The organism is Sphingomonas sp. CL5.1 (genome assembly GCF_013344685.1).
In the GTDB taxonomy this organism is placed as follows: domain Bacteria; phylum Pseudomonadota; class Alphaproteobacteria; order Sphingomonadales; family Sphingomonadaceae; genus Sphingomonas.
Map to the genome: position 1 here is coordinate 2950701 of NZ_CP050137.1, position 26407 is coordinate 2977107.

Genomic DNA, 26407 nt, shown 5'->3' on the forward strand with positions numbered 1-26407 from the left:
ATCGGAAGCGCGCGGTTAGCAGGCATAATCCGGTTTGCAAATACCTTTTTGCTTCACCAGCCCGTTTTTCGGCGGCTTTCGCGGTCGATCGACATCAGGATGCCCAGGCACAGCAGCACCGTCATCTGCGCCGAGCCGCCGAAGCTGACCAACGGCAGCGGGATGCCGACTACGGGGGCAAGGCCCATCACCATCATCAGATTGATCGCGACGTAGAAGAAGATCGTCGTCGCCAGCCCCGCCGCGGTCAGTTTGGCGAAGCGCGATTTCGCGCGGATGCCGACGTTCACGCCCCAGCGGATCACCATCAGATAGGCGGCGATGATGAAGACGCCGCCGGCCAGCCCCCATTCCTCGGCCATCGTCGCGAAGACGAAATCGGTCTGCCCCTCGGGCAGATAGTCGAGGTGGCTTTGCGTACCGTTGAGGAAGCCCTTGCCGAACACCCCGCCGGAGCCGATCGCGATCTTCGACTGGGTGATGTGATAGCCGGTGCGCAACGGATCGCTTTCCGGGTCCATGAAGATCAGCACGCGGTTGCGCTGGTAATCGTGCAGCACGAAGTTGAAGGCGAGGGGGGCGGCAATGGCGAGCGCCAGCGCCCCGCCGACGAACAGCCGTAAAGGAATGCCGGCGAGGAACATCACCGTCACGCCGCCGGCGCAGATCATCAGCGCGGTGCCGAGATCGGGCTGGAGCATGACCAGCGCCGCCGGCACGCCGATCAGCACGCACGGCGGCCAGATCGCCCCGAAGCGCCGCGTCTCCGATGGCGGCAGCATGTCGTAGAAGCGCGCGCAGGCCATGACGATCGCCGGCTTCATCAGCTCCGACGGCTGCAACCGTATGAAGCCGAGATCGAGCCAGCGTTGGCTCCCCCCGCGCACCGCGCCGAGCAGCTCGACCGCGAACAGCAGCACGACCAGCACGACATAGGCCGGGAAGGCGGCGCGTCGCCACACGTCCTCGCGCACGCCGCTGATCGCTATTGCGGCGGCGAGGAAGACGAATAGCCGAACGCCCTGCGGCAAGGCCCACGGGCGCAGGCTGCCCCCGGCGGCGGAGAACAGCACGACCAGCCCGAAACAGCCGATCGCGGTGATCGTCAGCAGCACCCGCCACGGCAGGCGGGCAAGCGGCGCGGGGATGATGGAATTGCGGATCATCGCTCGGGCGTGGTCGATTCGGGGGAGCCGGTGGTGCCGGCAACGCCGCCGGTGTTGGCGATGTCGCCGGGCGTCTCGTCGGCATTTGCGTTGCGCGCGCGGGTGACAGCCTCCACGGCGGGCGCGTCGGTGGGGGCGGGAGCGTCGGTCTCGGTGGCGAGGCCGGCCTCGCTCTCGGCGGCGTTGGCGGCCTTGCGATAGGCATCCGCCTCGGCGGCCATGCGCGTGCGGATGTCGCCGCCCCAGGTCGGCTCGACCTCGGCCAGCGACTTGATCGCGCGGTCGCGATCGAACAGCCAGGTCATGATGTCGCGGCCGATCATCGGGGAATCGAGGTTGCGCACGGTATGGCCGCCATGTTCGAGCACGACGGCGGCGGCATAGCGCGGATTGTCCGCCGGCGCGAAGCAGATGAACAGCGCGTGGTCGCGCAGCCGGAACGGCAGGCTGGCGTTCTTGAGCACGCCCGAGCGCCGCTCCGCCATCGTGATGCGGCGCACCTGCGCGGTGCCGGTCTTGGCGGCGAGCTGCACGCCGGGGACGTACATGCGCGAGGCGCCGCCGGTGCCGCCGCCGTTCACCACCTTCCACATCCCCTCGCGCACGATGCGCAGGTGATCGGGATTGACCGCCAGCGCGGCGGCGTCGCGATGGACATGGCCGGCGAGCAGGCTGGGCTGGATCGACCGGCCGGACGCGATCCGCGCCGCCATCACCGCGAGCTGCATCGGATTGGCGAGCACATAGCCCTGGCCGATCGAGGCGTTGAGCGAATCCGCCACCGTCCAGTCGCTCTTGTACTTGCGGCGTTTCCACGCGCTGTCCGGCACGGTGCCGTAGCGCTGGGTGGTGAGGGGCAGATCGTATTTCTGCCCCAGCCCGACCATCCGCGCGATCGGCGCGACGTGATCGTAGCCGAGCCGCCGCACCATCTCGTAGAAATAGATGTCGCAGCTTTGCGCGATCGCGCTACGCATATCGAGCGGGCCATGGCCGCGCCGCTTGTGGCAGTGGAACACGCCGGTGCCGACGCGCAGCGAGCCGGAGCAGAAGATGCGCTCGTCCGGCCCGACCCCGGCCTCCAGCAGCGCGAGCGCGTTCATCGGCTTGACGGTGGAGCCGGGGGGGTAAAGCCCCTGCGTCACCTTGTTCATCAGCGGGACGTGATCGTTGGCGCTCAGCATCTCCCATTCGAGATGGCTGATCCCGGCGGAGAAGCTGTTGGGGTCGTAGGCCGGCATCGAGACCATCGCCAGCATCTCGCCGGTTAGGCAATCGAACACCACCGCCGAGCCGGAATTGGTGCCGAGCCGCCGCGCGGCATATTCCTGAAGCCCGGCGTCGATCGTCAGCTTCTGCGTCTTGCCGGGGATGTCGGGGCGGGTGGCCAGTTCCGCGACGAGCTTGCCGCGCGCCGTCACCTCGACGCGCTTCGCGCCGGGGGTGCCGCGCAATTCCTTCTCCAGCGCCTTTTCGAGGCCGTCCTTGCCGAGCTTGAAGCCGGGGGTGACGAGCAGCGGGTCCTTCGTCGCCTTGAACTGCTCGGCGGTGGCGGTGCCGACATAGCCGGTGAGATGCGCGACCGCCGCGCCCGCCGGATAGTTGCGCGCGAAGCCGCGCGTCGGCGCGACGCCGGGCAACTCGGGCTGGCGCACCTGCACCGCCGCGAACCGCTCCCACGAGATATTGTCGATCACCTGCACCGGCTGGAAACCGGCCGCCTTCTTGAGATCGGCGCGGACGCGCAGCAGGTCCTCCGGCGTCAGGTCGAGCAATTTCTGGAGCAGCGCCAGCGTGCGATCGAGGTCCTCGACGCGATCGGGGATGATGTCGACGCGGAAATCGGTGCGGTTGTCGGCGATCGGATGGCCGTTGCGGTCCACCATCCAGCCGCGGCGCGGCGGGATCATCGTGTTGTTGACGCGGTTGCTCTCGGACAGGCTGCTGTAGCGCTCGTTCTCGGCGATCGCGAGCCAGCCCATCCGCGTGACGAGCAGCGCGCCGACCCCGATCTGCGCGGTGCCGAGCAGCCAGGCGCGGCGGGAGAAGGTATAGCCCTGCTGCGCCTCGGTGGCGATCCGGGGGACGCGGCTCATTCGACCGCCCGTTTGCGGTCGATCCAGGCGACGATGCGCGCAGCGAGAGGGAAGACGAGGATCGACACGACGATCTGGATCACTAGCACGGCATCGACGTGCGCGGTAAGCGGCGACGCGACCAGCCTGCCGCCGGCGAGGCACAGGACGATCGCGGCGGCGGCGATCATCCAGTCCTGCCAGAAATCGCGGAACATGGTGCGCTGGTCGAACAGGTCGATCAGGAAGAAGGCGAGCGTCCACAGCACCATCGCGCTGCCGAGCGGCTGGCCGCTCAGCAGGTCGTCGAACAGGCCGAGCAGCGGCGGCGTCCAGCGGCGCAGCGCGAGCGGGGCGAGCAACCGCCACGCCAGCAGCATCAGCAGGCCGCACGGCGGCAGCAGGCCGAGCGTCGCGCCGAACGGGGCGATGGTGACGAGCGAGCCGGCCATCACCGTCATCCACGGGATCGCGCGCGCGCGGCCGGCGGGGAGCAGCGGATCGAACGGCTTGCGCGGCGCGATGCTCATTTCCTGCCCTTGCTCTTGTCGGGCAGGGGACGCGGCGGCGGGGGCGGGGGGACGAACGCCTCGCTGACCAGCGCGAAATCGAACGTGTCGGGCCGCGCATAGGGCTGCGCCGGCGCGGTGTCGCTCCCGGCGCGGACGACGCGCGCGACCAGCACGCCCGGCGTGTAGATGCCGCCGGTGCCGGAGGTGACGAACCGGTCGCCGGGCCTGAGCTTCGCGTCCGCCGTATCGACCGAACGGATATCGACCATCCCGTCGCCGCGCCCGGCGGCCAGCGCCGGCATCCCGTCGCCGATGCGGCGGACGGGGACGATGCTGTTCGGGTCGGTGAGCAGCAGCACGCGCGCGGTGTTCGGCCCGGTCTCCACGACGCGGCCGAGCAGCCCGTCCGGCCCGCGCACCGGCTGCCCCTCGCGCACGCCCTGCCAGATGCCGGCGTTGAGCACGCCGAAGCGCCGCGTGCTCGACGCGGACGAGCTGACGATGCGCGCGGTGACGACCGGGTTGGGCGTGCCGTCGCGCAGCTTGAGCAGCCCGCGCAGCCGGCGGTTGTCGCGCACGATGATCTGCGCCTGGAGCAGCGCGGCGCGGGTGCGCTTCACCTCGGCGCGCAATTCCTCATTCTCGCCGTGGACGCGGAAATAGCCGCCGATCGCGTCGGGGGCCCCCGCCACGGTGCCGAACGCCGCCGACAGCCCCGACGACACCGGCGTCGTCACCTCGCGCAATGTGGCGCGCAGCGCGGCGAAGGCGGCCGGGTTGAACGCCGACAGGGCGAGCAGCACCGCGCCGACCACCGCGCCGGCGATGGCCAGTATATAGGTCAGGAACAGCGAATATTGCGCCCGCCGCGAGAAACCCGGGCGCCGGTCCCGCGTCGGCGCCATCACCTATGCCTCTTGAGAAAAGCCTCGCCGCTCAACCGCTTTGCAGGACGCCGCGATACATCGGGTCCTCCAGCGCGCGGCCGGTGCCGAGCGCGACGCAGGTGAGCGGGTCCTCCGCCACCGTCACCGGCAGGCCGGTCTCGTCGCGCAGCACCTCGTCCAGCCCCTGCAGCAGCGCGCCGCCGCCGGTCAGCACGATGCCCTGGTCGACGATGTCGGCGGCCAGCTCCGGCGCGGTGTTCTCCAGCGCGACGCGCACGCCCTCGACGATCGTGGCGACCGGCTCGGACAGCGCCTCGGCGATCTGGCCCTGGTTGATCTGGATCTCCTTCGGCACGCCGTTGACGAGATCGCGGCCCTTGATGTGGATCGTCGCGCCGATGCCGTCGGCCGGCGGCTTGGCGATGCCGACCTCCTGCTTGATCCGCTCGGCGGTGGCCTCGCCGATCAGCAGGTTGTGGTTGCGGCGGACGTAGCTGACGATCGCCTCGTCCATCTTGTCGCCGCCGACGCGGACGCTGGTGGTATAGGCGAGGCCGCGCAGCGAGAGCACCGCGACCTCGGTCGTGCCGCCGCCGATATCGACCACCATGCTGCCGATCGGCTCGGTGACGGGCATGTCCGCGCCGATCGCGGCGGCCATCGGCTCCTCGATCAGCCACACCTGCGACGCGCCCGCGTTCGAGGCGGCGTCACGGATCGCGCGGCGCTCCACCTTGGTCGAGCCGGAAGGGACGCAGATCACGATCTCCGGCCAGCGCATGAAGCGGCGCTGCCCGTGGACCTTGTAGATGAAGCTCTTGATCATCTGCTCGGCCACGTCGATGTCCGCGATCACGCCGTCGCGCAACGGGCGGATCGCCTCGATGTTGCCGGGTGTCTTGCCCATCATCAGCTTGGCGTCGTCGCCGACCGCCTTGACCTTCTTGATGCCGTTGATCGTCTCGACCGCCACCACCGACGGCTCGTTGAGCACGATGCCGCGACCGCGCAGATAGACGACCGTGTTCGCCGTGCCGAGATCGATCGCCATGTCATGCGACATGAACTTGAAGAAACGCGAGAAGGCCATGATGCGCTAGTTTCCGTCCCCGAGTCGCCGCGCCTGATGCGTGGCATGATACGCCAACCATCCCGCGCCTGCCGCCGCAAGGCGCAATCTGCACGTATTTATCTGACGCATCACGGGGTCGCGGGATGGCGCCGCTTGGTCTAGGGGAGTGCCCGTGTCAATACGACGATTGCCCGAGCATCTCATCAACCGCATCGCGGCCGGTGAAGTGGTGGAAAGACCGGCCAGCGCGTTGAAGGAGCTGGTGGAGAATTCCATCGACGCCGGCGCGAGGCGGATCGCCGTTTCGCTGGCCGCCGGCGGGGTCGAGCGGATCGAGGTTTCCGACGACGGCCGCGGCATGACGCCGGAGGAGATGGCGCTGGCCTGCGAGCGCCACGCGACCTCCAAACTGCCCGACGACGATATCGATTCGGTCGCCACCCTGGGTTTCCGGGGCGAGGCGATCCCGTCGATCGCCAGCGTCGCGCGGATGACGCTGGAGAGCCGCCCGCGCGGCGCCGACGGCTGGGCGCGGACGATCGACAATGGCGTGCTGGCGCGCGAGGGGCCGGCGGCGCTGCCGCCCGGCACGCGCGTGGTGGTGGAGGGGCTGTTCGCGCGCGTGCCGGCGCGGCGCAAGTTCCTGCGCTCCACCCGCAGCGAATATGCCGCCTGCCTCGATGTGGTGCGCCGGCTGGCGATGGCGCGACCGGACATCGCCTTCACGCTGGAGCATGACGGGCGCCGCGCGCTCGCCGCGACGCAGGCGGAGGACCGGCCGGGGCGCGTCGCCCTGCTCACCGATCGCGCGCTGGCGGAAAATTCGGTCGCGGTCGATCTGGAGCGCGAGGGCGTGGTGCTGGGCGGCGTCGCGGGTCTGCCGACCTTCCATCGCGGCGTGGCCGACCATCAATATCTGTTCGTCAACGGGCGGCCGGTGAAGGACCGGTTGCTGATCGGCGCGATTCGCGGCGCCTATGCCGAGATGATGCCGCGTGACCGTCATGCGGTGGTGGCCCTGTTCCTCGACGTGCCGCCCGATCAGGTCGACGTGAACGTCCACCCGGCCAAGACCGAGGTGCGCTTCCGCGATCCGGCGATGATCCGGGGGATGATCGTCAGCGGCATCCGCCGCGCGCTGGACGGCGCGGGGCATCGCGTGTCGAACCGCCCGGCGGAGGACGCGTTGGCGATGTGGCGCAGCGAGCCGGTCGCGCCGGTCGAGCGGCAGGAGACGATCTGGGCGAGCGCGCCCGTGCCGACGATATCGCTGGCGGATCGTCGCCCGACGTTCAACGCACCCCCGCCGCAGGCGCGCGCCGAGCCGGCATGGGCGCCGCCGCCGGAGCGGGTGGATCACCCGCTGGGCGTCGCGCGCGGGCAGGTCGCCAAGACCTATATCGTCGCGGAGGCGGAGGACGGCCTCGTCATCGTCGACCAGCATGCCGCGCACGAGCGGCTGGTGCTGGAGCGGATGCGCCGCGCGCTGGCCGGCGGGCAGGTCGCTTCGCAGGCGCTGCTGATCCCCGAGGTGGTGGAACTGGACGAACCCGCCTGCGACCGGCTGGAGGCGCGGATCGCGGAGCTGGCCGAGCTGGGGCTGGAGCTGGAGCGGTTCGGCCCGCGCGCGATCCTCGTCCGCGCGACGCCCGCGCTGCTGGGGAGCGGCGATCCGGCCGGCCTCGTCACCGACCTCGCCGACGAGCTTGCCGCGTTCGATGAGGCGCTGTCGCTGCGCGAACGGCTCGACGCGGTGGCGGGGACGATGGCCTGCCACGGCTCGATCCGCGCCGGGCGGGTGCTGTCGGTCGCGGAGATGAACGCGCTGCTCCGCGAGATGGAGGTGACGCCACACTCCGGCCAGTGCAACCACGGCCGCCCGACCTGGGTGAAGCTCGCGCACGGCGATATCGAGAAATTGTTCGGGCGGAAGTGAACGCCCACCGCCGCGTGTCACCCCGGCGCGACGCCGGGGGCGCACGTCTCACTGGCAGGCGAGGCACTCGTCGTAGTCGGTCGATTCGCCGAGGTCGAACTTCGGCTTCTCGATCGTATTGTCCGCCTCGACCCCGCCCGCGAAGCCGGCGCGCTGCACCGACTTGGAGCGGAGGTAGTAAAGCGATTTGATCCCCAGTTCCCACGCGCGATAGTGGAGCATCAGCAGGTCCCACTTCTCCACGTCCGCCGGGATGAACAGGTTCAATGACTGCGCCTGATCGATGAACGGCGAGCGGTCCCCGGCCAGTTCCAGCAGCCAGCGCTGGTCGATCTCGAACGAGGTCTTGAAGCAATCCTTCTCTTCCTGCGTCAGGAAATCGAGATGCTGCACCGATCCGCCCTGTTCGAGGATCGAGTTCCACACCGCGTCGGTGTTCTTCGCCTTCTCGACCAGCAGCTTCTCCAGATACGGGTTCTTGACCACGAAGCTGCCGGACAGCGTCTTGTGCGTGTAGATATTGGCCGGGATCGGCTCGATGCAGGCGCTGGTGCCGCCGCAGATGATCGAGATCGACGCGGTCGGCGCGATCGCCATCTTGCACGAGAAACGCTCGATCACGCCCATGTCGGCGGCGTCGGGGCAGGGGCCGCGTTCCACCGCGAGCTGCATCGAGGCTTCGTCGACCTGCGCCTTGATGTGCTTGAAGATCCTGAGGTTCCACGATTTCGCCATCGCGCCCTCGAAGGGAAGGCCGCGCGCCTGGAGGAACGAGTGGAAGCCCATCACGCCCAGCCCGACCGACCGCTCGCGCCCGGCGGAGTAAGCGGCGCGCTCCATCCCCGGCTCGTGCCGCTCGATATAGTCCTGAAGCACGTTGTCGAGGAAACGCATCACGTCCTCGATGAAGCTCTTGTCGTCCTTCCACTCGTCCCACGTCTCGAGGTTGAGCGAGGACAGGCAGCAGACGGCGGTGCGGTCGTTGCCGAGATGGTCGCGCCCGGTCGGCAGCGTGATCTCGCTGCACAGGTTCGAGGTGGAGACCTTGAGGCCCAGATCGCGATGATGCTTGGGCATGTTCCTGTTCACATGATCGGCGAAGACGATGTACGGCTCGCCGGTCGCCAGCCGCGTCTCGACCAGCTTCTGGAACAGCGCGCGCGCATCGACCTTGCCGCGCATCGAGCCGTCCTTGGGCGATTTCAGCTCCCATTCCGCGCCGTCGCGCACCGCCTCCATGAAGGCGTCGGGGATCAGCACGCCGTGGTGCAGGTTGAGCGCCTTGCGGTTGAAGTCGCCGGAAGGCTTGCGGATCTCGAGGAACTCCTCGATCTCCGGGTGCGAGATGTCGAGGTAGCAGGCCGCCGAGCCGCGCCGCAGCGAGCCCTGCGAGATCGCCAGCGTCAGGCTGTCCATCACGCGGACGAACGGGATGATGCCGCTGGTCTTGCCGTTGAGGCCGACCGGCTCGCCGATGCCGCGTACATTGCCCCAATAGGTGCCGATCCCGCCGCCACGCGAGGCGAGCCAGACGTTCTCGTTCCACGTATCCACGATGCCGTTCAGGCTGTCCGGCACCGAATTGAGGTAGCAGGAGATCGGCAGCCCGCGCCCCGTGCCGCCGTTCGACAGCACCGGCGTCGCCGGCATGAACCACAGTTTCGAGATATAGTCGTAGAGCCGCTGCGCGTGCGCGGCATCGTCGGCATAGGCGGAGGCGACGCGGACGAACAGGTCCTGATAGCTCTCGCCCGGCAGCAGATAACGGTCGGTCAGCGTGTCCTTGCCGAAATCGGTGAGCAGCGCGTCGCGCGCGCGATCGATCTCCACGTCGAAGGCCGGGCGCCGCGCCGCCTTCTCGCCGGTGGCGCCGTCGCCGGTCGCCGCTTCCAGTGTCTCGCTCGCCATGCCTGCCTCGCCCGAGTCCCTGAAATCCATCGCCGCCATTCCCTCGTTCCCGGTCCGTTCGAATCGCGAACGAACATATATGCTACACCCGGCCGCCCGATCGTGGCAGGAAGGAATTGACCCGGCGCCGCCCGCAAGCGCGCACGAAACCGTTCCCGCAATATAGTGATGCGGGTCCGTTCCTACCAGCGATTGAGTTTGCCCCCTCAGCTAACCCCAACAGATTGTGGCAATCGCGCGCCGGCCGCAAGAGCGTAATTGCGCGGCGCGGCCAACGGTTCGTCGCTGCGGAGATTTGTTTCGTCGCAGCCGGCGGGGCGCGACGCGCGGACTTCCGCGCCTTTCCGGGAAGGCAAGGGGGCAAAGCGGGAACAAAAATATTTTCGTCGCGAAGCGCGGATCGCCGCCCGCCGCTAAGCGGTTGCGGCGATCGGAGCAGCGGCTATCCCTGACAGGACGCAACATCACGGCGGGCGATATTCGATGGCGTTCCAAAAATTGCTGATCGCGAACCGGGGAGAGATAGCGATCCGCATCGCCAGGGCCGCCGCCGCCGAGGGGATCGCCAGCGTCGCTGTCCATCCGGCCGACGACGCGTTGTCGCTGCACGTCCGCGCCGCCGACGCGGCGGTCGAGCTGCCGGGGCACGGGGCGGGGGCCTATCTCGACATCGACGCGCTCGTCGCCGCCGCGACGCAAGCGGGGTGCGACGCGCTCCACCCCGGCTACGGCTTCCTGAGCGAGAATGCCGCATTGGCGCGGCGCTGCGCGGCGGCGGGCGTGGCGTTCATCGGCCCGGCGCCGGAGGTGCTGGAGCTGTTCGGGGACAAGCCGAGGGCCAAGGCGCTCGCCCGCCAATGCGGCGTGCCGGTGATCGAATCGACCGAGGGCGACACCAGCCTCGAGGAAGCGCGGGCGTTCCTCGCCTCGCTCGGGCCGGGAGCGGCGGTGATGGTCAAGGCGATCGCCGGCGGCGGCGGGCGCGGGATGCGCGCGGTGGAGGATGCCGCGCAGCTCGCCGAGGCCTATGCCCGCTGCCGCTCCGAGGCGCGGGCGGCGTTCGGCGACGACGGCGTCTATGTCGAGCGGCTGATCCGTGACGCGCGCCATATCGAGGTGCAGGTCATCGGCGACCGGCACGGCGGCCTCAGCCATTTGTGGGAACGCGAATGCTCGATCCAGCGCCGCCACCAGAAGCTGATCGAGATCGCGCCCAGCCCGTCGCTGAGCGCGGAGGCGCGCGCCCGCATCGTCGACGCCGCCACGCGGATCGCGGGCACGATCGGCTATGACGGCCTCGGCACGTTCGAGTTCCTCGTCGAAGGCGGCGCGGGCGACGACGATGCGCGCTTCGCCTTCATCGAGGCCAATCCGCGCCTCCAGGTGGAGCATACCGTCACCGAGGAAGTGCTGGGGGTCGATCTCGTCCGCGCGCAGATCGGGGTCGCCGGCGGGACGACGCTCGCCGCGCTCGGGCTGGATCAGGCGAACGTGCCCGCGCCGCGCGGCTACGCGCTGCAATTGCGCGTCAACATGGAGACGATGGATGCCAGCGGGGCGGTGAAGCCGGGCGGCGGGGAGATCGCCGCCTTCGACCCGCCGTCCGGCCCCGGCGTGCGCGTCGATACGTTCGGCTATTGCGGCTATCGCACCAGCCCCGCGTTCGATTCGCTGCTCGCCAAGGTGATCGTCCACACGCCGGCGCCGCGCTGGGCGGAAGCGGTGGCGAAGGCGTCGCGCGCGCTGCGCGAGTTCCGTGTGGCGGGCGTCGAGACCAATATCCCGTTCCTCCAGGCGGTGCTGGCGCATGGCGACTTCCGCGCCAACCGGATCGACACCGGCTTCATCGACGCGCACGTGGCCGAACTGGCCGTCGCCGCCGGCCCGTCGCCGCTGCATTTCGCCGCGCCGCCGGATGCGGGCGAGGCGCGGGAGGCGCGGCGGGAGGCCGCTCCGCCCGGCACGGTCGCCGTCGCCGCGCCGCTCCACGGCGCCCTGGTGACGATCGACGTGGCCGAGGGCGATCTGGTGTTTCCGGGCCGGCAGCTCGCGGTGATGGAGGCGATGAAGATGGAGCATCCGCTGCTGGCCGAGGCCGGCGGCCGGGTGGTCGCGCTCGCCGCCGCGCCGGGGGCGACGCTGACGGTGGGCGATCCGGTACTGTATCTCGAACCGGCCGAGGTCGACGGCGACGGCGCGGCGGGCGAGGAAGCGCCCGATCCCGATCATATCCGCCCCGATCTCGCCGAGCTTCACGCCCGCCGCGCCTTCGGGCTGGACGAGAACCGGCCGGCGGCGGTGGCGCGGCGGCGCAAGGCCGGGCAGCGGACCGCGCGGGAGAATATCGCCGATCTGGTCGATGCCGGCTCGTTCCACGAATATGGCTCGCTCGCCGTCGCCGCGCAGCGCCGCCGCCGCAAGCTCGACGACCTGATCGCGGAGACGCCCGCCGACGGGCTGATCGCCGGGACCGCCACGGTCAACGCCGCGCGCGTCGGCGAGGACAAGGCGCGCTGCATGGTGCTGTCCTATGACTATACCGTGCTGGCCGGCACGCAGGGCACGATCAACCACAAGAAGATCGACCGCATGTTCGACCTCGCCGGCAAGTGGCGCATCCCGCTGGTGCTCTATGCCGAGGGTGGCGGCGGGCGGCCGGGCGATACCGACGGCATCGCGCTGACCGGGCTGGACGTGCCGTCCTTCGCCAGCTTCGCGCGATTGTCCGGGCTGGTGCCGACGGTCGGGATCGCCTCCGGCTATTGCTTTGCCGGCAACGCCGCCCTGCTCGGCTGCTGCGACGTCATCATCGCCACGCGCAACGCCTCGATCGGCATGGGCGGGCCGGTGATGATCGAGGGCGGCGGGCTGGGCGTTTATCACCCCGCCGAGGTCGGCCCGGTCGCGATGCAGGCGCCCAACGGCGTCATCGACGTGCTGGTCGAGGACGAGGCGGAGGCGACGCGCGTCGCGCGGCAATATCTCTCCTATTTCCAGGGGCCGGTGGCAGAGTGGCGCGCGGCGGACCAGAGATTGCTCCGCGCCGCGATCCCGGAGAACCGGCTGCGCGTCTATGACGTCCGCGCGGTGATCGACCTGCTCGCCGACGAGGGATCGGTGCTGGAACTGCGTCGCGATTTCGGCCTGGGCACGATCACCGCGCTGGTGCGGATCGAGGGCAAGCCGTTCGGGCTGATCGCCAACAATCCCAGGCATATCGGCGGCGCGCTCGACGCGGAGGCGTGCGACAAGGCGGCGCGCTTCCTCCAGCTTTGCGACGCGCACGACCTGCCGGTGATCTCGCTGTGCGACACGCCGGGCTTCATGGTGGGGCCGGATGCGGAGCGGACGGCGATGGTGCGCCGCGCCGCGCGGCTGTTCGTCGTCGGTGCCAGCATCACCGTGCCGCTGTTCGGCGTCGTGCTGCGCAAGGGCTATGGCCTTGGCGCACAGGCGATGCTCGGCGGCAGCTTCCACGCATCCGACTTCACCGTGGCATGGCCGACCGGCGAGTTCGGCGGCATGGGGCTGGAGGGCTATGTCCGGCTCGGCTTCCGCAAGGAGATGGAGGCGATCGCCGATCCTGCCGCGCGCGAGCAGTTCTTCCGCGACAAGCTCGACCAGCTCTATGCCAACGGCAAGGCGGTGTCGGTCGCCTCGGTGCTGGAGATCGACGAGGTGATCGACCCGGCCGAGACGCGCGACTGGATCGTCGCCGGGCTGCGCGCCGTCGCCCCGCGTCAGCCGCGCGCGCGGCGCAAGCGGCCGTGCGTGGAGAGCTGGTGAGGCTTATCCCCGCCGCGCGCCGGGCCGCTCGGGCGACATCGCCGCCGGGGTGATGCCCCAATCGGTCAGTTCGGCGGGCCAGGGCGTGCCGGCGATCAGCGATTCTGTGATGACGCTCATCGCCGGGGAGGTCTGCAAGCCATAGCCGCCCTGTCCGGCGAGCCAGAAGAACCCGTCCGCATCGGCGGCGAATCCCGCCACGGGCACGCGGTCCTCGGTGAAGGTGCGCAGCCCCGCCCAGCTATGGTTGATGCGCCGGATCGGGATCGAGGTGTAATGCTCCACCTTCGACGCGGCGAGCGCGATGTCATATTCCTCCGGCTGAGCATCACCCGGCTCGTCCGGCACCTCGTCGACCGGGCAGGCGAGCAGGCGGCCGGATTCGGGCAGCATGTAGAAATCGTCGACCGCCGTCTTGGTGAACGGCCAGTCGCGGACCTCGCAGCCCTCCGGCGGGTCGAACACGATGATTGTGCGACGCAGCGGCCGCAGCCCGAGCGGCGCGACCCCGGCGAGACGGGCGATCCCGTCCGCCCATGCGCCGGCCGCGTTGACGAGGACCGGCGCGGCGAACTTCTCCCCGGCGGCGGTGGTGACCGTCCAGCCGCCGCCCTCGCGCGCGATCGCGGCGACGCGGGCGTCGGCGATCGCCTCGCCGCCCTGCTTCTTGAGCGCGGCGCGGTAATCCTGTTGCAGCGCCTCGCTGTCCAGCCGCCGCGCGGCGCGGTCGATCACACCGGCGACGATCCCCTCGCCGCCGCAGTTCAGCGCCGGCACGATCGCGCGGACCCCGGCGACGTCGAGCCGTTCGAGCCGGTCGCTATAGGGCGCCATCTCCTGCTCCAGCGCATCGAGCACGCCCAGCATTTCGGGCGTGGCGATGAACAGCGCGGGGGAGGGGCGCGACAGGTCGAGGCCGTTCGCGGCCGGGCTTTCGAAATGGGCGCGGCTGAAGGCGGTCATGCCCCGCACCACCGACTTGCCGATGCCGAAATGGTAGAAGGTCGCGCTGCGGCCGCTGGAGTGATAGCCAAAGGCGCTTTCGGCCTCGAGCAGGATGGTCCGGCCATGCGGGGCGAGCCGTGACGCGGCCGAGACGCCGGCGATGCCGCCCCCCACGATCAGAAAATCGGCTGTCTTCAACTCTGGCTCCCTCGTGTCAGGCGGCGGCGTGGTCGCGGCCGGCGGCGAGGGCGCTTCTGCGAAGTCCGCGGCGGCAAATCAACACCGGAACCGGGAAAGCGCGCGCCCGCGCGACCGGCGGCGGGACGCCCGGCGATGGAACCGGCCGATCCGTCGCGCCGCGATCGTCCGGCTATTCCCGGCGGAAGCCGGCCGTGCTTTGATCCCGTGGCGCGCCGCCGCCTTGCAATGCCACGCGATGTCGGGATGATCGGCGCGTCCCACGGACGGGGCGAGGAGGAAAGGCAGTCATGGCGATCGAGCGGATCATCGACCGGCGCACGCACGATCTGGGCGGCGGCTTCGTGGTCGGGCGGGTGCTGCCGTTCCATGCGCGGCGGATGGTCGGGCCGTTCATCTTCTTCGACCATCTCGGGCCGCTGGAACTGGCGCCGGGCATCCCGCGCGATCTGGACGTGCGGCCGCATCCGCATATCGGCCTCGCGACCGTCACCTACCTCTATTCGGGGCGGATCACGCATCGCGACAGCCTGGGCTACGCGCAGGAGATCCGGCCCGGCGAGGTCAACTGGATGGTCGCCGGCAGCGGCATCACGCATAGCGAGCGGCTGGAATATGCCCGCGCGCACGGCGCCGACATGCACGGCATCCAGGCGTGGGTCGCGCTGCCGGTGGCGGACGAGGAGAGCGATCCCACCTTCGGCCATCACGAGGGCGCGGACCTGCCCGAATGGCACGAGGACGGGGTGCGCGGGCGGCTGATCGCCGGTGCGATCGACGGCATGAGGGCGGCGGTGCGGACCCATTCGCCGCTCGCCTATCAGCATTGGGACATGGCGGCGGGCGCGCGGCGGTCGGTGACGACCGCCTATCCCGAGCGCGCGGTCTATTGCGCCAGCGGCGAGGTGGAGGTCGGCGGCACAACGCTGGCGACGGGGCGGATGGCGGTGCTGGAAAGCGGCGAGGCGGTCGACGTGATCGCGCGCGGGCCGGCGACGGTGATGGCGCTGGCCGGCGAGCCGATCGGCGAGCGTTTTCTGCTGTGGAATTTCGTCTCCTCCTCGAAGGACCGGCTGGAGCAGGCGGCGGAGGACTGGCGGCAGCAGCGGATGAAGCTGCCGGTCGGCGACGACCGCGAGTTCATCCCGATGCCGGCGCGCTGATCGTGGCCGGGATCGCGATCACGAAGGAGGATGGCGAGCGCCACGGCCGCTACGTCGCCCGCGTCGCCGGGATCGATGCGGAGGCGGAGCTGACCTATACGCATCGTGGCCCCGGCTTGATCAGCGCCGACCATACCGGCGCGCCGGAGGCGTTGCGCGGCACGGGGGCGGCCACCGCGCTGGTCGACCGGCTGATCGCCGATGCGCGCGCGACCGGCTTTCGCATCATCCCGCTCTGCCCCTATGTTCGCGCGCGATACGAAAAGCATCCCGACTGGCGCGACGTGATGACGGTCGGGCCGGGCGAGATGCCGCGCATCGCGGCGGGCGGCGCGGCATGATCCGGCTGCTCGGCATCTCGGGTAGTCTGCGGCGCGGCTCGTACAACACCGCGCTGCTGCGCGCGGCGGCGGAGCTGGCGCCGGACGACGTGACGCTGGAGACGCACACGCTGCACGGCATCCCGCTCTATGACGGAGACGCGGAGGCGGAAGGCGTCCCGGAGCCAGTGGCCGCGCTCAAGGAGGCGATCGCCGCCGCCGATGGCGTGCTGCTGGCGACGCCCGAGTATAACAACGGCATTCCCGGCGTGTTCAAGAACGCGATCGACTGGGCGTCGCGGCCGCCGGCGGACAGCGCGCGGGTGTTCGGCTGCCGCCCGTTCGCGCTCATTGGCGCTTCGCCGGGCGGGTTCGGCACGCTGCTCGCGCAGAACCACTGGCTGCCGGTGCTGCGCACGCTCGGGGCGAACCTGTGGACCGAGGGCCGGCTGATGGTGTCGCGCGCCGGCACGGTGTTCGACGGCGAGGGCGCGATCACCGACCAGAAGGTGCGCGAGCAGTTGCAGGCGTTCGTGGCCGGCTTCGCCGCGATGATCGCGCGGACGAAGGGATAGGCGATGGCGGAACGGACCGTGGCGAAGGTCCACGATGCGCAGGGCAGCCCGCTGGCCGTGGCGATCGAGGTTTCCGGCCATCACCTGTTCGGCGACGAGCCGGTTGCGCGGGGCGGCGCCAATCTCGGCCCGACGCCCTATGACCTGCTCACCGCCGCGCTCGCGCAATGCACGGCGATGACGGTGCGCTGGTATGCCGGGCAGCGCGGCTGGCCGCTGGAGCACGTCGCGGTCGAGGTGGAGCACGGCAAGAGGATCGAGGCCGGCGGCATCGAGGCGGTGGACGCGTTCCGCAAGACGGTGACCATCACCGGACCGGCGCTGACCGGGGAGCAGAGGGCGAAGCTGATCGAGATCGCCGGCCGCTGCCCGGTTCACAAGACGCTCACCGGGACGATCAGGATCGAGACCCTTGCTGGTTGAGGGCCTAGCCCTTCGCTTTTCCGTTCGCGGCGACGGCCGCCCGCACCAGCGCCTTTAGCGCCGCCGCGTCGATCCTGTCGCCCTCGTGGAAGTCGATCGCGCGGCGCACGTTGCCGTCGAGGCTGGCGTTGAACAGCCCGGCCGGATCGTCGAGCGACGCGCCTTTGGCGAAGGTCATCTTCACCGCACTCTTGTAGCTCTCGCCGGTGCAGATCATCCCGTCGCGATACCAGGTCGGTACGCCGCGCCACTTCCATTCCTCGATCACATCGGGGACCGCCTCGTGGATCAGCGCGCGGATGCGGGCGAGCGTCTCGCCGCGCCAGTCGCCAAGCCCGGCGATACGCCGGTCGATCAGCTCGGCGGGGGAGGCCTCCCCGCCGCTCACTCGTGCCCGCCGCCGTTCACCGTGCCACTCACCGTGGTCGAGGCGGCGCCGACGCGCCCGTCAACCGCGATCGCGGTCTGCTGCATGATCGGCGTCCTGATCCGCACCGCGCTAGGGCCGGGCATTCCGGGGAAGCGCGGCCACAGGCCCTGCGCCAGCGCCGCGCGGCTCGGCGAGGCGGCGCGGCCGGTCTGCGCCTCGTACATCCAGTAATTGCGCAGCACGATCGTCACATAGCCGCGCGTCTCCCAATAAGGGATGCTTTCGATGTAGAGCAGCGGATCGCCGCCGTCGTGGACGAGGGCGTTCCAGTCCTGCACCGGCTTCGGCCCAGCGTTATAGGCGGCGATCACCTTGGGCAGCAGGCCCTGCGTCATCGCCATGTCGCGCAGCTTTTCGAGATGCCGCTGGCCGATGTCCATGTTGGTGGAGGGGCGGGTGAGCGCGGCACGGTCCACGGTGACGCCGCGCTCGCGCATGTAATCGCTCGCCGCCGCCGGCATGATCTGCATCAGGCCATAGGCGCCGGCCGGGCTGACCACCTTGTTGCGGAAGCCCGATTCCTGAAGCGTGTGCGCCCACACCAGCGCCTTGTCGACGCGCCAGCCGGTGTCCGGCGTCCAGTTCGGCGTGGGATAGCGCGCCTCGGCGGTGGCGGTGACGCCCTGCGGGCAATTGTGCGCCAGCCACACCACGCTGGCCGGCAGGTCCATCTGCTCGGTGAGGCGGATCAGCGCGGCGAATTCGTTCGGCGCGCCGATCCGCGCCTGCTGCCGGATCACCTGATCGGCGGCGTCGTTCTCGCCGATCTCGACCAGCGCGGCGGCGACGCGGACGTTGGGGCGGCGCTCCAGCAGCGCCCAGTCGGCGGTGACGTGCTGAGGCTGGATGATATGCTTGGAGATGCCCAGCGCCTGTCGCGCGAGCTGGCCGTAGAAGGCCTCGCCATATTGCGCGGCGTTCTTCAGTCGCCCCTCGACGCGATCGGGGCGGCCGCAGCGCATGTCCGCGCGGGCGGCCCAATAGAGGCCGGCGGCGCGCATGTCGGTGTCGCCGGCGCGGGTGGAGACGCCCTCGAACCCGCGCTCGGCCGCCGCGCAATCGTTCGACCGCCACGCCGCCAGCGCCGATGTCCAGCGCGCCTGCACCGCCCAGTCGCCGACCCCGTTCGCGCCGATATCGCCCAGCCGGCGCGCGTCGGCGTCGAGGCCCTGGAGGAAATAGATCCACGCCACCCGCGCGGTCCATTCGGTCTGCGCCTCGGGCGAAAGGCCGCTGGTGGATTCGAGTAGCGCCTCCGCCTCGCTGCCCATGTCGCCCTTCACATAGGGCTGCATCCTCGCCGCGAGATCGGCCGCGACCATGTCGCTGCGCGTCGCCTTGACGCGGATACGGTTGGGGGCGCCGTCCTGCCAGATCAGCCGCTGCGCCTCGGGCAGCGGCGGCAGGTCGGTCGCGCCGCGCGCCCGCGCGAGCCGCGCCAGCGCCTCCGCCTGCGGCAGCTCGGGCGCCTCGGTCAGGAGCTTGACGAGCGGCTCCTGCTCGACGCGCGGCGAGCCCTTGGCGGTGTAAAGCTCGGCGAGCGCATAGGAATGGAGCGGGCCGGGCGCCATCGCGGTCAGCCCGATCTGCGCATCCTGCCAGCGCTGCTCGCGGATCGCGGCGAACACCGCGCGATAGGCGGCGCGCTGCTCCGGCGTGAGCTGCGCGGGGACGGAAGCCCTGGTGGAAGCGGCGATCGTGCCGACCGACGCGGCGCTCGCCGCCGGCGGCAACGGATCGGCATGTACGACCCCCGCCGCCAGCGCGGTCAACCCCGCCGCCGCCACGAACCTCGCGATCACGCCCTTATACCCCCCACCAGCAACTGAAGATCCCTCCACGCCTCGGCCTTGGCGGTGGGCCGCTCGCGCAACAGGCGCGGGTGATAGCTCGCCACGACCTCGGTTGATCTGCCACCCTTATGTTCAACAACATGCAAACGCCCACGGGCTTCGGCGACATCCATCGAAAGGAGCGCACGACTCGCCGCATTTCCTAGCGTCAGCAGCCGTTTGGGGCCGACCAGCGCGACATGATGGTGCGTGATCGCGAACAGCGCGTCCGCCTGCTCGGGCGGAAGCCGGCCGGCGATCGGGCGGGCGGCGGCGACGGCGGCGAGATGCACGTCGGCACGGCTCCGGCCGATCGCGGCGAGCATCCGGCCGAACAATCGCGCGGTGGCGCCGGTGAGCAGCCCCTCGGCATCGTCGCGGTCCGGGCAGTCGATCAGGATCATCAGGTCGGCGGTGCCCGGCCCGGTCGCGGGCAACAGCGCGCCGCCCCAGGCGGCCTCCGGCGCGTCCGCCCCGGTGCGCCATGCGAGGAAGGCCTCCAGCGTCGGCGGCAGGACGAGCGGCTGCGTTGCCGCGGGGGCGGGCGCGGCGCGGCCCTCGCGATCGGCCGCGCGACGGTCGGCGGGACGCGTGGGCGCTTCCGGCTCGGGCGCGGCGAGCCAGTCGAACGGATCGTCGCCGGCCAGCACGTCGACGCCCGCCGCCGCCCACCATTCCAGCGTGCTCGCCGAGGCTCTTGCCCAATCGAAAATCCGTGCGTCCCCCATCGCGCGTATAAGGATTGGCGTTGACGCGCCGGTCAATTCCCTTGAGAGCCGTCCACGGACAGGACGTTGCCGGATCGCGCCCGGATGCGGATGGCACGGGAGAGAAGAATGACCGAACGCGAATCGATGCCTTATGACGTGGTGATCGTCGGCGCGGGGCCAGCGGGCCTCAGCGCGGCGATCCGTCTGAAGCAGCTCGCCGCCGAGAAGGAGGCGGAAATCTCGGTCTGCGTGCTCGAAAAAGGCTCCGAGGTCGGCGCGCATATCCTTTCGGGCGCGGTGATCGACCCGCGCAGCCTCGACGAGCTGCTGCCCGACTGGCGCGACGAGGGCTGCCCGCTGGCCGAGGTGCCGGTGCGCGAGAACCTGCACTGGGTGCTGACGCGCGGCCACAAGTTCAACATGCCGCACTTCGTCACGCCGCCGTTCATGCACAACAAGGGCACCTATACCGGCTCGCTCGGCAATTTGTGCCGCTGGCTGGCGGAGAAGGCGGGCGAGCTTGGCGTGGAGATCTTCCCCGGCTTCGCGGCGGCCGAGATCCTCTATGACGAGCAGGGCCGGGTGAAGGGCGTCGCGACCGGAGACATGGGCGTCGCGCGCGACGGCGAGCATAAGCCGGACTATCAGCCGGGGCTGGAGCTGCACGCGAAATACACTTTCTTTTCCGAAGGTTGCCGTGGACATCTCACAAAGCAGCTCATCCGCCAGTTCGGGCTGGACGCGGACAGCGACCCGCAGGTCTATGGCATCGGCATCAAGGAATTGTGGGATATCGATCCCGAGCTGCACGTCCCCGGCACGGTGATCCACACGCAGGGCTGGCCGCTCAGCGAGACGGACGGGTCGAACGGCGGCGGCTGGATCTATCACCAGGCGAACGGCCAGCTCAGCATCGGCTTCGTCACCTGGCTCAACTATACCAACCCGCATCTCTCGCCGTTCCAGGAGATGCAGCGCTGGAAGACCCACCCGGCGATCGCCGCGCTGCTGAAGGGCGGCAAGCGCGTCAGCTATGGCGCGCGCGCGATCAGCGACGGCGGCCTCCAGTCGATCCCGAAGCTGGTGTTCCCCGGCGGCGCGCTGATCGGCGACACGGCGGGCTTCCTCAACGTGCCGCGCATCAAGGGCACGCATACCGCGATGAAATCCGGCATGATGGCGGCCGAGGCGGCGGTGGACGCGATCCTGTCGCAGCGCGAGCTGGACGAGCTGACCGCCTATCCGGCCGCGTTCGAGCAAAGCTGGGTGAGGAAGGAGCTATCGGTCGTCCGCAACGTCGTGCCGCTGGTCAAGAAGTTCGGGGACTTCCTCGGCTCCGGCCTCGCCGGCGTCACCATGTGGCTGGAGCATCTCGGCATCAAGGTGCCGTTCACCATGCACCACCACCCGGACAACGAGACGCTGTGGCGTAAGGACCTTGTAAAGAAGGTCGACTATCCCAAGCCCGATGGCGTGTTGACCTTCGACCGGCTTTCCTCGGTGTTCCTGTCGAACACCAACCATGAGGAGGACCAGCCCGTCCATCTGACGCTCAAGGACCCGACGATCCCGGTCGATTACGATCTGCCGATGTTCGACGAGCCGGCGCAGCGTTATTGCCCGGCGGGCGTTTACGAGATCGTGGGTCAGGAGGAAGGCAATCCGCGCTTCGTCATCAACGCGCAGAATTGCGTCCACTGCAAGACCTGCGACATCAAGGATCCGACCCAGAACATCACCTGGGTCGTCCCGGAAGGCGGCGGTGGACCTAATTATCCCAATATGTAAGCGGGCATTGCTCGCAGGCCTTGCGAGCACCCTCGCGATCGCGCCGGCCGCCGCCGCGAACCAGCCGGCCGCCTCGGGGCTGCTCGCCTATATGGCGGCGCGCACGGACGATGCGGATGGCGACGGCGCGGAAGCGGTCCGCCGCTATGCCGCCGCGCTCGCCGACGCGCCGGGCAATGTGGACGTCGCGCTCCGCGCCTATCGCGAGGCGTTGATCGTCGGGGACGACGCGCTGGTCGATCGCGCCGCCGCCGCGCTCGCCGCGACCGGGGTCGCGCCGGCCGATGCCGCCCTGATCTCGATCGCCGCCGCGGCGCACAGGCACGATCTCGCGGCGGCCGATACCGCCATCGGGCGGCTCGCCGGAGACAAGCTCGCGGTGCTCGGCGCGCCGCTCAAGGCGTGGGCGGCGCTGGAGCGCGGGGGCGATCCATTCGCGACCCTCGCGCAGCGCCCGTCCGATTCGGTCGCGCGACGGCTCTCCGACGAGAATCGCGCGCTGATCCAGATCGCGCGCGGCCGGTACGACGAGGGGATGGCGGGGCTGCGCGCGTTGCTCGGCAACGACCAGGCCTCGGTCGACCTGCGCATCGCCGCCGCGCAACTGCTGATCGGCGCGGGGCAGGACGCGCGCGCGCGCGAATTGCTCGGCGGCGACCTCACCGCGATCGTCGCGCTGCGCGAGCAGCCGCGCGGGGTGAAGCCGTCGCTGGCGTTCGGCGCGGCGCGGCTGTTCGTGCGGCTGGCCGACGATCTCGCCGCCGGCGATCCCGGCCCGCTCTCGATCACGCTGACCCGCGCAGCGCTGCGCGCCGAGCCGGACAACGATCGCGCGCGGCTGCTGCTCGCCAGCACGCTGGCGCGGATCGATCGCACCGATCGCGCGCTCGCCGTGCTCGACGGGATCGATCGGAAAGGGCCATGGGCGAGGGCGGCGGACAGCGCGCGGATCGCCGTCCTCGCCGGGGCCGAGCGCTATGACGAGGCGATCCGGGTCGCCACGCCGCTCGCCCAGCCGGAGGATGCGCCCGACGTCGCGCTGGCGACGCTGGCCGACCTGTTGCTCGCCGCCAACCGCGTGAGCGAAGCGGCGCCGGTCTATCGCCGCCTGCTCGATCGCCCGTCCGCCGCCGGGCGGTGGGAGCCGTGGCTGCAATATGCCGCCGCGCTCGACCAGTCGGGCGACTGGCCCGGCGCGCGCGCGGCGCTACTCCACGCGCAGGCGCTCGCCCCGAACGAGCCGGCGGTGCTCAACTATCTCGGCTATGGCGACATCACCCACGGCGGCGACGTGCCGAAGGCGCTGGCGATGTTGCAGCGCGCCTCGGCGCTGCGCCCGGACGATTCGGCGATCACGGATTCGCTCGGCTGGGCCTATTTCCGCACCGGCGACCTCGCCCACGCAGTGCCGCTGCTCGAGCGCGCCGCGCAAGCCTCGCCCGAGAATGCCGAGATCGGCGAGCATCTCGGCGACGCCTATTGGCGCGCCGGCCGCCGCTTCGAGGCGCGCTATGCCTGGCGGGCGGCGCAGGTGGTGGCGGATGACGTCAAGGATCGGAACCGTCTCGCGGCCAAGATCGCCGACGGTCTGTGACGCGCGAGGATAGCGGCGGCATGATCGTCGAGCCGGCGCCGGCCAAGCTCAACCTCGCGCTGCACGTCCGGCGGCGGCGACCGGACGGGTATCATGATCTGGAGACGCTGTTCGCTTTCTGCCGCGACGGCGACGTGATCTCGCTCGCGCCCGCGCCGGCCGATTCCCTCGCGATCACCGGGCCGTTCGGCGCGGCGCTGGCGAGTGAGGGGGACAATCTCGTCACGCGCGCGCGCGATGCCTTCCGCGCGACGTTCGGCGTGTCCGATCCGTGCGCGATCGTGCTCGAGAAGAACCTGCCGGTCGCCTCCGGCATCGGCGGCGGCTCGGCTGATGCGGCGGCGACGTTGCGGGCGCTGGCGCGGCTGCATGGCGTCGCGCCCGACGACCGGCGGCTGTTCGACATCGCCGCCGGGTTGGGGGCGGACGTCCCCGCCTGCCTGCTCGGGCGGAGCGCGATCGGTTATGGCAAGGGCGACGATCTCCGGCCTGTCGAGGGACATGCCGGATCGCCGGTGCTGCTGGTCAATCCCGGTGTCGCCGTCTCCACCGCGCGGGTCTTCGCCGGCTGGGACGGGGCGGATCGCGGGCCGATCGGGGACGAGCCGGCGGCCGGCCGCAACGATCTCACCGCCGCGGCCGTCGCCGCCGCGCCGGTGATCGCCGAGGTGCTCGCCGCGCTGGAGGCGCTGCCGGGCGCGCGTCTGGTGCGCATGTCCGGCTCGGGCGCGACCTGCTTCGCGCTGTGCGACGACGCTCGCGCCGCCGCCGCCACGATCGCCGCGCACCATCCGGGCTGGTGGGTGCTGGCCACCGAATTGCGCTGAAGGAAATTTTCGTTCCCCTCTTGTTCGAATGGAACAAACAGGATACATGAGATCCGACGCGTTGAATGGTTCGCGCGCATGGTCTAGCGACGAGGGCTTCACAATGGCCGCCAATCTCAAGGTGATCGACAACGGCATGGCAATCGCGAACGCAGACCGTCAGAAGGCGCTGGACGCCGCATTGGCGCAGATCGACCGGGCCTTCGGCAAGGGCTCGGCGATGAAGCTTGGGCAGCGCGAGACGATGAAGGTGGAAACCGTTTCCACTGGCAGTCTCGGGCTGGATATCGCGCTCGGCGTCGGCGGCCTGCCGCGCGGGCGCATCGTCGAGATCTACGGGCCGGAAAGCTCGGGCAAGACCACGCTCGCGCTCCACGCCATCGCCGAGGCGCAGAAGGTGGGCGGCACAGCGGCCTTCGTCGATGCCGAGCATGCGCTCGACCCGGTCTATGCGAAGAAGCTCGGCGTCGACATCAACGAGCTGATCATCTCGCAGCCCGACACCGGCGAACAGGCGCTGGAGATCGTCGACACGCTCGTCCGCTCGAACGCGATCGACGTGCTGGTGGTCGATTCGGTCGCCGCGCTGGTTCCGCGCGCCGAGATCGAGGGCGAGATGGGCGACAGCCACGTCGGCCTCCAGGCGCGGCTGATGAGCCAGGCGCTGCGCAAGCTGACCGGCACGATCAGCCGCTCGCGTTGCCTCGTCATCTTCATCAATCAGATCCGCATGAAGATCGGCGTGATGTACGGCTCGCCCGAAACGACGACCGGCGGCAACGCGCTGAAATTCTACGCCTCGGTGCGTCTCGACATCCGTCGCACCGGTTCGATCAAGGATCGCGACGAGGCGGTCGGCAACACGGTGCGCGTCAAGGTCGTCAAGAACAAGGTCGCGCCGCCGTTCAAGCAGGTCGAGTTCGACATCATGTTCGGCGAGGGCGTGTCGAAGATGGGCGAGATCCTCGATCTCGGCGTCAAGGCCGGGCTGGTCGAGAAATCGGGGTCGTGGTTCAGCTACGACAGCGTGCGCATCGGGCAGGGCCGCGAGAACGCCAAGCAGTTCCTGCGCGAGAATTCTGAAATGTCCGAGCGGCTGGAGCGCGCGATCCGCGCCCGCACCGAGGGGCTGGGCGAGGAACTGATGGTCGGCCAGTCCGACGAGGACGATCTCTGATCGGCTGCTTGCCGAATATGTACCGCGCGGCGGGATAGGCGTCGCGACAATAAGGGAAGGCCCGCTCCGTAGGAGAGCGGGCCTTTCGTGTTCTGGTGGTTCCTATATCGTGGCGCGACGGATGAAATGACGAAAGAGGGCAGGGCGATGACCGAGGCGATCGAGTGGCGGGGCCGTGTCGGCAATGTCTGGGCGGACGAATGGCGGTTGACCGACATGAGCTTCGCTGCGCTCGCGAAGCCGCTCGACGCGGCGGTCGCGGCGGCGGCGCCGGAGCGCGGGCAGGCGCTCGATATCGGCTGCGGCGCGGGCATTACGACCTTCGCGCTGGCCGGGGCGCGGCCGCATCTCGACATTCTCGGCGTCGACCTGTCCGAACGGCTGGTGGCGGTTGCCGCCGAACGGGGCGAGGGGAGAGAGCATGTCGCCTTCCGCGCCGCCGACGTGACGCGGTTCACCGACGAGCCGGGACAGGCGGGGCGTTTCGATTTCGCCTTTTCGCGGCACGGCGTGATGTTCTTCGCCGACCCCGTCGCCGGGTTCCGGAGCATCCGCCGCCTGCTGCGTCCGGGCGCGGCGCTGGTCTTTTCCTGTTTCGCCGATCTCGCCCGCAATCCCTGGGTCACGCGCATCACCGGCATCGCCGCTGACGAGGAGTCCGCCAACGCGTCGCCGACGCAGGCAGGCGCGGCTTACGCCCCCGGCCCGTTCGCCTTCGCCGACCCCGCGCTGGTCGGCGATGTGCTGAGCCAGGCCGGCTTCATTCCCGGCGCGCCGCGACTCGTCGATTATGCCTATCGTGCCGGCGAAGGGCCGGATGCCGCCGCGCAGGCGTTGCACTTCTTCCAGCGTATCGGCCCGGCCGCACGAATGCTCGCGACGATCGAACCGGATGCGCGGCCGGCGATCTTGCGGCGGCTCGCCGCTCTCCTTGCCGACCATATGCGCGACGGCGTGGTGGAATTCCCCGCCGCCGCGTGGATCTGGACGGCGCGGGCGGACGAGAACGGTTGACGAGCGCTATTCGTCATGGACCGGAGTGACCGGAAGGCCGGCACGTGCATTCGGCTGAACCGGCGGACC

At 70.1% G+C, this 26407-nt stretch carries 21 protein-coding genes; 11 read left to right on the top strand and 10 right to left on the bottom strand.

Annotated elements, in window-relative coordinates; all coding sequences use genetic code 11:
- Positions 1 to 53: 53 nt before the first annotated feature.
- Genes rodA through F9288_RS14245 form a run of 5 tightly spaced genes read right to left on the bottom strand, consistent with a single transcriptional unit; the run spans position 54 to position 5730 of the window.
- Positions 54 to 1166, bottom strand: coding sequence for a rod shape-determining protein RodA (rodA, locus tag F9288_RS14225; RefSeq protein WP_174837389.1), 1113 nt, complete (start codon positions 1164 to 1166; stop codon positions 54 to 56).
- On the bottom strand, positions 1163 to 3262 hold the full coding sequence (gene mrdA / locus F9288_RS14230; protein WP_174837390.1) for a penicillin-binding protein 2: 2100 nt from the start codon (positions 3260 to 3262) through the stop codon (positions 1163 to 1165). The genes rodA and mrdA overlap by 4 nt, the downstream gene beginning before the upstream one ends.
- Entirely contained in the window at positions 3259 to 3771 is a 513-nt protein-coding gene (locus tag F9288_RS14235) for a rod shape-determining protein MreD (RefSeq protein WP_174837391.1), read from the bottom strand. The genes mrdA and F9288_RS14235 overlap by 4 nt, the downstream gene beginning before the upstream one ends.
- Positions 3768 to 4658, bottom strand: coding sequence for a rod shape-determining protein MreC (mreC, locus tag F9288_RS14240; protein WP_174837392.1), 891 nt, complete (start codon positions 4656 to 4658; stop codon positions 3768 to 3770). Before mreC ends, F9288_RS14235 begins: the two co-directional genes overlap by 4 nt.
- Before the next feature lie 31 nt (positions 4659 to 4689).
- Positions 4690 to 5730, bottom strand: a complete 1041-nt coding sequence (locus F9288_RS14245) for a rod shape-determining protein (protein ID WP_174837393.1) — start codon at positions 5728 to 5730, stop codon at positions 4690 to 4692.
- Between the two features lie 154 nt (positions 5731 to 5884).
- Between F9288_RS14245 and mutL the strand changes: the two genes are divergently transcribed.
- Positions 5885 to 7648, top strand: a complete 1764-nt coding sequence (gene mutL, locus F9288_RS14250; protein ID WP_174837394.1) for a DNA mismatch repair endonuclease MutL — start codon at positions 5885 to 5887, stop codon at positions 7646 to 7648.
- 48 nt (positions 7649 to 7696) lie between these two features.
- On the opposite strand, the gene F9288_RS14255 is transcribed toward mutL, so the two are convergent.
- The gene (locus F9288_RS14255) at positions 7697 to 9586 is read right to left on the bottom strand and encodes a ribonucleoside-diphosphate reductase subunit alpha (RefSeq protein WP_174837395.1); all 1890 of its coding nucleotides are present in this window, start codon (positions 9584 to 9586) and stop codon (positions 7697 to 7699) included.
- A 453-nt stretch (positions 9587 to 10039) separates the two neighbouring features.
- Here F9288_RS14255 and F9288_RS14260 point away from each other — a divergent pair, with 453 nt between their 5' ends.
- Complete coding sequence (locus tag F9288_RS14260) at positions 10040 to 13342, top strand: carboxyl transferase domain-containing protein (protein WP_174837396.1); 3303 nt, start codon at positions 10040 to 10042, stop codon at positions 13340 to 13342.
- A 3-nt stretch (positions 13343 to 13345) separates the two neighbouring features.
- Here the strand turns inward: F9288_RS14260 and F9288_RS14265 are convergent, their stop codons facing one another.
- The gene (locus F9288_RS14265) at positions 13346 to 14485 is read right to left on the bottom strand and encodes an FAD-binding oxidoreductase (RefSeq protein ID WP_174837397.1); all 1140 of its coding nucleotides are present in this window, start codon (positions 14483 to 14485) and stop codon (positions 13346 to 13348) included.
- A gap of 290 nt (positions 14486 to 14775) precedes the next feature.
- Here F9288_RS14265 and F9288_RS14270 point away from each other — a divergent pair, with 290 nt between their 5' ends.
- Genes F9288_RS14270 through F9288_RS14285 form a run of 4 tightly spaced genes read left to right on the top strand, consistent with a single transcriptional unit; the run spans position 14776 to position 16966 of the window.
- On the top strand, positions 14776 to 15648 hold the full coding sequence (locus F9288_RS14270) for a pirin family protein (protein WP_174837398.1): 873 nt from the start codon (positions 14776 to 14778) through the stop codon (positions 15646 to 15648).
- A 2-nt stretch (positions 15649 to 15650) separates the two neighbouring features.
- A complete protein-coding gene (locus tag F9288_RS14275; protein ID WP_174837399.1) occupies positions 15651 to 15989 on the top strand; it encodes a GNAT family N-acetyltransferase in 339 nt (112 codons plus the stop codon).
- Positions 15986 to 16543: an NADPH-dependent FMN reductase gene (locus F9288_RS14280; RefSeq protein ID WP_174837400.1), complete on the top strand. Its 558-nt coding sequence runs from the start codon at positions 15986 to 15988 to the stop codon at positions 16541 to 16543. Before F9288_RS14275 ends, F9288_RS14280 begins: the two co-directional genes overlap by 4 nt.
- Positions 16544 to 16546: 3 nt before the next feature.
- Positions 16547 to 16966 (top strand): OsmC family protein, encoded by a 420-nt coding sequence (locus tag F9288_RS14285; RefSeq protein WP_174837401.1) that lies wholly within the window; start codon positions 16547 to 16549, stop codon positions 16964 to 16966.
- A gap of 4 nt (positions 16967 to 16970) precedes the next feature.
- On the opposite strand, the gene F9288_RS14290 is transcribed toward F9288_RS14285, so the two are convergent.
- The 3 genes from F9288_RS14290 to F9288_RS14300 all read right to left on the bottom strand — a co-directional run bounded on the left by F9288_RS14290 (position 16971) and on the right by F9288_RS14300 (position 19956).
- Positions 16971 to 17354, bottom strand: a complete 384-nt coding sequence (locus F9288_RS14290; RefSeq protein ID WP_174837402.1) for a DUF1801 domain-containing protein — start codon at positions 17352 to 17354, stop codon at positions 16971 to 16973.
- Positions 17351 to 19129, bottom strand: a complete 1779-nt coding sequence (locus F9288_RS14295) for a lytic transglycosylase domain-containing protein (protein ID WP_254621206.1) — start codon at positions 19127 to 19129, stop codon at positions 17351 to 17353. Before F9288_RS14295 ends, F9288_RS14290 begins: the two co-directional genes overlap by 4 nt.
- 65 nt (positions 19130 to 19194) lie before the next feature.
- On the bottom strand, positions 19195 to 19956 hold the full coding sequence (locus tag F9288_RS14300) for a uracil-DNA glycosylase family protein (RefSeq protein WP_174837403.1): 762 nt from the start codon (positions 19954 to 19956) through the stop codon (positions 19195 to 19197).
- A 108-nt stretch (positions 19957 to 20064) separates the two neighbouring features.
- Here F9288_RS14300 and F9288_RS14305 point away from each other — a divergent pair, with 108 nt between their 5' ends.
- The 5 genes from F9288_RS14305 to F9288_RS14325 all read left to right on the top strand — a co-directional run bounded on the left by F9288_RS14305 (position 20065) and on the right by F9288_RS14325 (position 26338).
- Positions 20065 to 21726: an electron transfer flavoprotein-ubiquinone oxidoreductase gene (locus F9288_RS14305; RefSeq protein ID WP_174837404.1), complete on the top strand. Its 1662-nt coding sequence runs from the start codon at positions 20065 to 20067 to the stop codon at positions 21724 to 21726.
- Between the two features lie 7 nt (positions 21727 to 21733).
- Positions 21734 to 23320, top strand: a complete 1587-nt coding sequence (locus F9288_RS14310; protein WP_254620891.1) for a tetratricopeptide repeat protein — start codon at positions 21734 to 21736, stop codon at positions 23318 to 23320.
- A gap of 20 nt (positions 23321 to 23340) precedes the next feature.
- Positions 23341 to 24147 (top strand): 4-(cytidine 5'-diphospho)-2-C-methyl-D-erythritol kinase, encoded by an 807-nt coding sequence (locus F9288_RS14315; RefSeq protein WP_174837405.1) that lies wholly within the window; start codon positions 23341 to 23343, stop codon positions 24145 to 24147.
- Positions 24148 to 24250: 103 nt separating this feature from the next.
- Positions 24251 to 25324 (top strand): recombinase RecA, encoded by a 1074-nt coding sequence (recA, locus tag F9288_RS14320; protein WP_174837406.1) that lies wholly within the window; start codon positions 24251 to 24253, stop codon positions 25322 to 25324.
- 147 nt (positions 25325 to 25471) lie between these two features.
- Positions 25472 to 26338 (top strand): bifunctional 2-polyprenyl-6-hydroxyphenol methylase/3-demethylubiquinol 3-O-methyltransferase UbiG, encoded by an 867-nt coding sequence (locus tag F9288_RS14325; protein ID WP_174837407.1) that lies wholly within the window; start codon positions 25472 to 25474, stop codon positions 26336 to 26338.
- The last annotated feature ends 69 nt before the right edge of the window (positions 26339 to 26407 follow it).

Coding starts and splice junctions, on each gene's coding strand:
- rodA (WP_174837389.1), bottom strand. CDS start 1,166: ATGATCCGCAATTCCATCATCCCCGCGCCGCTTGCCCGCCTGCCGTGG.
- mrdA (WP_174837390.1), bottom strand. CDS start 3,262: ATGAGCCGCGTCCCCCGGATCGCCACCGAGGCGCAGCAGGGCTATACC.
- F9288_RS14235 (WP_174837391.1), bottom strand. CDS start 3,771: ATGAGCATCGCGCCGCGCAAGCCGTTCGATCCGCTGCTCCCCGCCGGC.
- mreC (WP_174837392.1), bottom strand. CDS start 4,658: ATGGCGCCGACGCGGGACCGGCGCCCGGGTTTCTCGCGGCGGGCGCAA.
- F9288_RS14245 (WP_174837393.1), bottom strand. CDS start 5,730: ATGGCCTTCTCGCGTTTCTTCAAGTTCATGTCGCATGACATGGCGATC.
- F9288_RS14255 (WP_174837395.1), bottom strand. CDS start 9,586: ATGGATTTCAGGGACTCGGGCGAGGCAGGCATGGCGAGCGAGACACTG.
- F9288_RS14260 (WP_174837396.1), top strand. CDS start 10,040: ATGGCGTTCCAAAAATTGCTGATCGCGAACCGGGGAGAGATAGCGATC.
- F9288_RS14270 (WP_174837398.1), top strand. CDS start 14,776: ATGGCGATCGAGCGGATCATCGACCGGCGCACGCACGATCTGGGCGGC.
- F9288_RS14280 (WP_174837400.1), top strand. CDS start 15,986: ATGATCCGGCTGCTCGGCATCTCGGGTAGTCTGCGGCGCGGCTCGTAC.
- F9288_RS14285 (WP_174837401.1), top strand. CDS start 16,547: ATGGCGGAACGGACCGTGGCGAAGGTCCACGATGCGCAGGGCAGCCCG.
- F9288_RS14300 (WP_174837403.1), bottom strand. CDS start 19,956: ATGGGGGACGCACGGATTTTCGATTGGGCAAGAGCCTCGGCGAGCACG.
- F9288_RS14305 (WP_174837404.1), top strand. CDS start 20,065: ATGACCGAACGCGAATCGATGCCTTATGACGTGGTGATCGTCGGCGCG.
- F9288_RS14315 (WP_174837405.1), top strand. CDS start 23,341: ATGATCGTCGAGCCGGCGCCGGCCAAGCTCAACCTCGCGCTGCACGTC.
- recA (WP_174837406.1), top strand. CDS start 24,251: ATGGCCGCCAATCTCAAGGTGATCGACAACGGCATGGCAATCGCGAAC.
- F9288_RS14325 (WP_174837407.1), top strand. CDS start 25,472: ATGACCGAGGCGATCGAGTGGCGGGGCCGTGTCGGCAATGTCTGGGCG.